This window comes from Dokdonella sp. (assembly GCF_039926425.1).
Lineage (GTDB): Bacteria > Pseudomonadota > Gammaproteobacteria > Xanthomonadales > Rhodanobacteraceae > Dokdonella_A.
In genome coordinates this window covers 1-7,446 of sequence record NZ_JBDSWZ010000052.1, presented here as the reverse complement: position 1 = coordinate 7,446, position 7,446 = coordinate 1, and the positions used below count along the sequence as shown (strand labels likewise).

The window sequence follows — 7,446 nt, the reverse complement described above, 5'->3', positions numbered from 1 at the left end:
ACAACGCATCGATTTCCGGAAAGATCACGCGCAGTGCATTGCCGTCACGCAATGCGCGCACGAATGCGGACGGCGTCGCTTCGGTCAGCGCCTTGCGCGTCTCCGCCCACACGCGCTCGGCCACCAGATGATCGAGTTCACCAGTCGCCGCCATCTGCCGCATCAGCGCGAACGTGTCGTCGGCAATGCGGAAACCAAGCGCTGCAAAGCGCGCTGCGAACCGTGCGATGCGCAGCACGCGCACCGGATCCTCGACGAATGCCGGCGAGACATGACGCAACAGCCGATCGGCGAGATCGCGCTGGCCGTCGAACGGATCGACGATCGTTCCGTCGTCCGCTTCGGCCATCGCGTTGATGGTCAGGTCCCGGCGTTCGAGGTCCTGCTCCAACGTCACCGAGGGATCGGCGTGGAACGCGAATGCATGATAGCCACGGCCGGTCTTGCGCTCGGTGCGCGCGAGCGCATATTCCTCATGGCTTTGCGGGTGCAGGAATACCGGGAAATCCTTGCCGACCGGCGTGTAGCCGAGATCCAGGAGTTCCTGCGGCGACGCACCCACGACCACGTGGTCGCGATCGACGACAGGAATGCCGAGCAATGTGTCGCGGACCGCGCCGCCGACCAGATACCGTTGCATCGAACGATTGTGCCAGACCCGATCGGTGCAGGATCGCCCGGTCAGTAGTTGTGCCGCGCGTGATCGAGACGACGTTGTCGAACATCGCGGCCAAGCATCGCCGGCACGATCTGCTCCATCGGCGTCGCAACGATGCCGAGAGCGGCGAGGCCGTCGTCGGTCGCGACCGAGTCGAGTTGCAGCGAACGGAAGTTGTCGCGCGAGATCGGCTTGCCCGGCAGCCATTCGCCGACACGTGCCTGGATCGCACCGAGCGTGTCAGGCAACGGAATCACCCAGCGACGCCGATCCGTCAGCTGCGCGGTCCAGCGCACCATCTCCGCCAGCGTGATCGTTCGCGGTCCCGCAAGTTCATACGTGCGTCCAGCGGTGTGCGGATGGGCGAGCGCGCGTGCGAACGCCTCGCACACGTCGCCGACGTAGACCGGTGTGAATCTGGCGTTGGCCCGCGCGAGTGGCAGGACGGGCGTGAAGCCAAGCAGGGACGCGAATCGAAAGAACAAACCGTCACCCCGTCCGAAGATGACCGACGGACGGAACAGCGTCCACGCGAGTCGCGATGCGGTGACCAGCGCTTCCGCTTCGCCACGTGTCTTCAGATAGAAGCTGGTGCCTTCGCCGGCGCGCAGCGCACTCATCTGCAGCAGTCGGCGTACGCCGGCACCCTCGCATGCGGCAATCAGGGTCTGCGTGAGTTCGACGTGCGCCGCGTGGAAGCCGCGGCCATCGCTGCCGCGTTCGTTGAGGATACCGACGAGGTTGATGGCGGCGTCCGCGCCGGTCAGATGCCGCGTCAGTGCGGCGGAATCGTGGACATCGGCATTCACCACCCTCACGCGCGGAAGCACGCCCAGTTCGCGATGCTGTTCGCGATTGCGCGTCAGAACGGTGATCGAATGGCCATCGGCGTGCAGGCGCGGCACCAGATGGCTGCCGACGAAACCGGTGCCTCCGAGCACGACGATCGTTTGCGGTTTCATCGAGGACACTCCGTGAAGGGATCTGCGTGTAGCGGGTTTCCCATCGCCACGCAATGCAATGGCGCGACGGGCGAGGGCGTCACGGCGTTTCGTCGCTTGCCGCGGGCGGTTGATCGGACGCGGGCGCAGCGGGCAGTGGTGCAGCGGGCGGCTGGGCCGCCGCACAAATCACCGCCTTGCGCACCGTCGCGTCGGTCGGCGCCTTGTACGGCTGGCCGATCTTCGGCATCCGCGCCGAGAGCGCGAGCACCTTGCCGTTCATGCGCCAGTCGTAGATCACGCTGAAAGCCAGAACGCGCGACACATATTCACGCGTTTCGCGATACGGGATCGTCTCGACGAAGAAATCCGGATCGAGCGTCGAGCGTGCATCGAGCCAGCGTCCGACCGGCGCTTCGCCGGCGTTGTAGGCGGCACTCGCAAGCCACGGGCTGCCGTCAAATCGGTCCGCCATGCGCCCAAGGAAGCGCGTGCCGAGCTGCACGTTCAGATCGGCGTTGAACAGGTCCTGCGCGTTCGAATAGGGCAGCGATTCGCTCTTCGCCAGTTGCTTGGCGACGGCCGGCAGCAGCTGCATCAATCCATATGCATCGGCGCTCGAATGCGCGTCGGTCATCCATGCGCTTTCTGCGCGGATGATCGCGTAGGCCCATGCCGGATCGATGCCCGCAACGCGTGCTTCGGCGCGCACCTGGGTCTCCATGCCGAGCGGGAATCGCTGCTCGTACAAGCGCTGCGTATCGGGGTCGGCGGAGAACGCGAAGACCGCGCGGTCGTACCAGCCACGCCGGTACGCGATGTCGGCCGCGAGCCGGCGCTGTGCGTCGTCGAGCTTCGTCATCGCAAAGTCCCACTCACGCCGCGCCTCCGGCAGCATGCCCAACGCGCGCCATTCAAACGCGCGCTCGAGGTCTGGCTGCCTCGCCAGCATGGCTTCGACGGCCGGATCGTGCGCCAGCGTGTTGGGACAGATCGAGTACGGCTGGTCGATCCAGTCGGCGGCAAGAAACCCGTAGAAATTGGCCTCGCGCGCGAGCGCTGCGAAGATCGGTGACGCGTCGGTCTTGCGATCCAGCTTCATCAGCACGCGGGCACGCAGGTAGCGCCAGCGCGGATCTTCTTTCTGTTGCGCGGACAGATCGCCGAGTGCCGCAAGCGTTTCGGCGAGAGTGCCGCTGGTGAGCGCGATGCGCACCTGCCATTCGCGCGTCGCGTCGTCTTCGGCGTCCGCGGGCAACGCCTTCAGTCGCGCCAGCGCATCGGGCGAATAGCTGGTCGAGCGATACAGTGCGAGCGCATTGAGCACGCGATTTTTCTGCGCCGCGTTCCACTTGAAGCGCGGTTCCAGGTCGGCCCACGCAGTTTCGGCGGCAGCGCTGTTGCGTCGCGCGTAGCGGGCCAGACCGTAAGCGATTGCATCGCGCGTGCGCGCATCGTCAGTCCAGCTCTTCGCCTTGACGAACGCCGCTGGCGGATCGCGCAGGTTGTCGACGATGCGTGCCGCGTCCGCGCGACCCGCGCCGTCGAGCAATGCAGCTGCATCAGACGCGGATTCAATGCTGCCTTCACCAGCGGCCCGCTCGATCCGCTGCCACACCAGAGCGTCGGACAGAACGCCACCGGCACGCGCTGCGCGCATCACCGGATCGCATGAGCCAGGCAGCTTGCGGGCGCCTTGCCAGAGGGTCTCCAAATCGCGGGCGTACTCGAGCGTTGCGTGCGCTGCGAGTTGCGCCTGCAGTTCGTCGCACTGCAGGTCGCGATCGTTGCTGCGTACGTACAGAGCGCGGTACGCGGTCCAGTCGCCGCGACGTGTGAGCTCGCGCAGATAGGCCTTGCGCAGATCGCTCGCCGCGAGCGTGTCCGGCCATGCCGCGAGAAAGCGTTCGACGTCGCGCCGATCGACTTTCGAAATCCGCGGACGCAACGACGCGAGTTCGAGGTAGGGCAGCAACGGATAGCGCGGGTCGATCGTCGCGGCCAGCTTTTTCCACTCGCCCTCGGGCGGGCGGGTCGCGGCGGCGTAAGCAGCGCGGAACTGCGTGCGATCTGCCGAGTGGTCCGCGAGCACCTGAAGAGGCACGAACGCCGACGAACAGCCCATTGCCATCACGATCAATCGCCGCACGAAGCGGCGGGAAAACCCATCCATTCGACGCCATCCCGCTCAGTCCAGCACGCAGTGTAGCGTTGCTGCAGTGCATCCAACCGAAATAACGGTGTCTGCGCCCTTCGAAACCGATTGTTTTTATTGCAAATTCCAGAAAATTCACATTTCTGTAGCAAAAACAGAACGCTTGACTTACATTTTATTCACGTCGGTGAACGCCAGCGGAACGCGGCCCACCACGGATTCCGATCTAACGTCCCCGGAGAGGTTTCATGCGATCACGTCGTCTCGCGAAAATTTTCAAACACGCCCTGGCCGGTTCGCTGCTGTCGGCATTGAGTGTCGTCCCTGCCGTCGCGCAGGACCAGACCGGCGATGACGTGCAGAAGCTGCAGGCCATCGAAGTCACCGGTTCGCGCATCAAGAGCGCGGAAATCGCATCGCAGACGCCGGTGCTCACCATCACGTCGAAGGACATCGAGGCGACCGGTCTCGGCTCGATCGGCGACGTGCTTCAGCGCCTCTCGGTCAGCGGGTCGTCGCTCAACACCAAGTTCAACTCGGCCGGCAACTTCGGCTTTCCGCCAGACGGCGGCGGCGTGGGTTCCGGATCGACCACGGTCTCGTTGCGCAACCTTGGCGCGAAACGCACGTTGATCCTCGTCGACGGAGTGCGCTGGGTGAATGAATCCTCCGCCTCCGGTGTTTCGGCGGCGGTCGATCTCAATACGATTCCGGCGAGCGTCGTCGACCGCATCGAGATCCTGAAGGACGGTGCGTCGTCGCTGTACGGCTCCGATGCGATCGCGGGCGTGATCAACGTCATCACCAAGAAAAAGCAGGCCGGGCTTGGGCTGCACATCTACGGTGGCGACTACTCCACCGGCGATGGCAAGACCTATTCGGGCAACGTGTCACTCGGTGGCAGCACCGACAAGCTCGACTTCTTCATGGACATCAGCCGGTTCAAGCAGAACGGGATCAGTTCGGCCGATTTTTCGCAGGCGAAATTCCCGGTGCCCGGCACCGGGCTTTCCAATGGCAGTTCCGCAACGCCCGGTACGCGGTATCTTTTTGATACTCCCGGAGGCGTTGATTTCGGGGGCCTGTGTCCCGACGGGTTCTGCAACATCACCTCGAACGGCGTTGCCGGCGCCGGTGGCCTGCAGAATTTTCCAAGCGGGTTCCACGGATTTTCGACGGCCGACCGCTTCAACTTCGCACCGTACAACCTGCTGCTGACACCACAGGATCGCACCGGCATCTTCGCGCAAGGCACCTATCACATCACCGACCACGTCAACTTCTACCTGAAGGGCCTGTACAACTCGCGTGACTCGACCAACCAGGCAGCACCAGAGCCGATCTTCCTCGGCCAGCAGTTCTGCCAGGCAATCGACCTGTGCTACCGCACCGGCGTTGACGTGACCAATCCGTACAACCCGTTCGGTTTCACGCTCGACGGCAACAGCCCCGACTTCGGTCTCGGTCGGCGCATGGTCGAAGGCGGTCCGCGCATCTTCAAGCAGTCGGTCGACACGAAGTACTACGCCACCGGCCTCAATGGCGACATCAGCTTCTCCGACCGCCAGTTCTTCTGGGACGTGAACTACGTCAACAGCACGAACAACGCGCAGCAGACGGTCTCCGGCACCTACAACATCCGCCACATCATGACGGCGCTCGGTCCGGTCGATCAGTGCACCGGGCCATGCGTTCCCCTGAACCTCTTTGGCGGTCCGGGCACGATCACGCAGGACATGCTGAACTACATCCTGTTCACCGAGAACGACCGCAGCAAGCAGAAGCTCGAGATGTGGACCGCGAACATCTCCGGCAACCTGTTCCAGTTGCCGGCCGGTTCGCTCGACATCGCGGCCGGGTACGAGCACCGCAAGCTGCAGGGTTCGTACACGCCCGACTCGGTGGTGACGGCGGGTGATTCAAACGGTGTGCCTTCCGGTCCGACCTCGGGCGGCTATTCGGTCAACGAGTATTACGTCGAGCTCAACGCCCCGCTGCTTGCGGATCTTGCGTTTGCCAAACATCTCGACCTCAGCGTCGCGTCGCGCTATTCGGATTATTCGAACTTCGGCAACACCACCAACAACAAGCTGGGTCTGCGCTGGCAGTTGTTCGATGACCTGACGTTGCGCGGCACGGTGGCCGATGGCTTCCGCGCGCCGTCGATCGGCGAGTTGTTCAGTACGTTCTCGCGATTCGATGCGACCTTGAACGATCCCTGCAGCGGCAACGTCACGGCCAACTGCACGACGCTCGGCGTGCCGCCCGGCTTCACGCAGAACAATCCGCAGATCTCGATCATCACCGGCGGCAGCCAGAACCTGAAGCCGGAAGAATCGCGGAGCACGACGCTCGGTGGCGTCTACAGCCCCAGCTGGGCGGACAACACCAGCTGGTCGCAGAAGCTTGACTTCGAACTGACCTACTACCGGATCAAGGTGGCCAACGCGATCCAGGCGCCGGCTGCGCAGACCCAGCTCAATCGCTGCGTCGCAACGCTCGATCCGCTGCTTTGCGCCGGTATCACGCGCGCCGCCAACGGATCCATCAACGGCTTCACCAACACGCTGCGCAATCTCGGCCGCCTCGACACCAACGGATACGATTTCGGCATCGCCTGGCAGAGTCCGGACACCGGCATCGGTCATTTCGGCGCGAACTGGCAGAACACGTACACAAACAAGTACAGCGCAGTGGCGACGGATACCGGACTCGCCGAGCCCGCTGCCGTCGGTCGCGAGGTCGCCGACGGCGGCATTCCGCGCATCCGCTCGACGCTGACGGGCAGCTGGACGCTGGCCGACTGGTCCGCCAGCTGGACCATGCGCTACCTGTCGAAGCTGCGTGAGGATTGCGGCGGCGCTGCCGGCTTCGGCATCTGCAGCGAGCCCGACAATCTCGGCAGCGGGCGCACCAACGGCACGCACGTGCTCGGCGCGACCACGTTCCACGACGTGCGCCTCACCTGGACGCTGCCGGTCCAGTACAAGATGAGCATCTCGGGCGGCATCAACAACGTGTTCGCAAAGGATCCGCCGGTCTGCCTGTCGTGCTCGCTCAACGGCTACGACGCATCGAACTACGATCTGCCGGGTCGCTTCACCTACATCGAAGCCAGCCTGCGGTTCTGATCGCAGCCCATTCCTGCCGGATTCGATCCGGTCGCAAAACGTGTTGGGGAGGGAGAGGGGCCGCCATGTGCGGCCCTTTTTTCTGCCCGCGTTTCCGTCGACCGCTGCGGCTCAGGCGATGCGCGACAACGCCGCGGGAAAGCTCACACGCGCCGCGATGGGGAGATGGTCGGAAACGGGATGCGGCAATGCCCAGCGCTTCTCCACCTTGATCGATGCGGACACGATGATGTGGTCGATCGAACGCGTGGGGCGCCAGCTCGGAAACGTCGCCGGCGCATCGTGGGTTCGCACCAGCGAGGTGCGGGTGTAGAGAAGATCGAGCTCCTTCGCCTGCGAGGGCGTGTTGAGGTCGCCCATCAGCACCGCGTTTGGATGATCGCCGAGCAGTTCGGCGAGGAACGCGACCTGGCGTGCGCGTGCAACCGCTCCGAGCGACAGATGCGCCACGACCACGACCAGCGCGTCGGCGCCATGGCCAAAGCGCGCCCACAGCGCGCCGCGTCCGGGAATGCGTCCGGGCAACGGATAGTCGAGCACTTCATCGGGTTGCCAGCGGGC

Annotated in this window: 4 protein-coding genes and 1 pseudogene; 1 reads left to right on the top strand and 4 read right to left on the bottom strand. The window is 64.3% G+C overall.

Annotated elements, in window-relative coordinates:
* From cca to ABIV12_RS03180, 3 genes and pseudogenes are all read right to left on the bottom strand, one after another.
* Positions 1-640, bottom strand: a pseudogene (gene cca, locus ABIV12_RS03190) (multifunctional CCA tRNA nucleotidyl transferase/2'3'-cyclic phosphodiesterase/2'nucleotidase/phosphatase); the annotation flags it as partial.
* Between the two features lie 41 nt (positions 641-681).
* On the bottom strand, positions 682-1,620 hold the full coding sequence (locus tag ABIV12_RS03185) for a complex I NDUFA9 subunit family protein (RefSeq protein ID WP_348056153.1): 939 nt from the start codon (positions 1,618-1,620) through the stop codon (positions 682-684).
* A gap of 79 nt (positions 1,621-1,699) precedes the next feature.
* Positions 1,700-3,772: a transglycosylase SLT domain-containing protein gene (locus ABIV12_RS03180; RefSeq protein ID WP_348056151.1), complete on the bottom strand. Its 2,073-nt coding sequence runs from the start codon at positions 3,770-3,772 to the stop codon at positions 1,700-1,702.
* 230 nt (positions 3,773-4,002) lie between these two features.
* On the opposite strand from ABIV12_RS03180, the gene ABIV12_RS03175 reads away from it, so the two are divergent.
* Positions 4,003-6,885: a TonB-dependent receptor gene (locus tag ABIV12_RS03175; RefSeq protein WP_348056149.1), complete on the top strand. Its 2,883-nt coding sequence runs from the start codon at positions 4,003-4,005 to the stop codon at positions 6,883-6,885.
* 111 nt (positions 6,886-6,996) lie between these two features.
* On the opposite strand, the gene ABIV12_RS03170 is transcribed toward ABIV12_RS03175, so the two are convergent.
* Positions 6,997-7,446 (bottom strand): endonuclease/exonuclease/phosphatase family protein (locus ABIV12_RS03170; protein ID WP_348056147.1); only part of this gene is annotated, 450 nt, incomplete at its 5' end.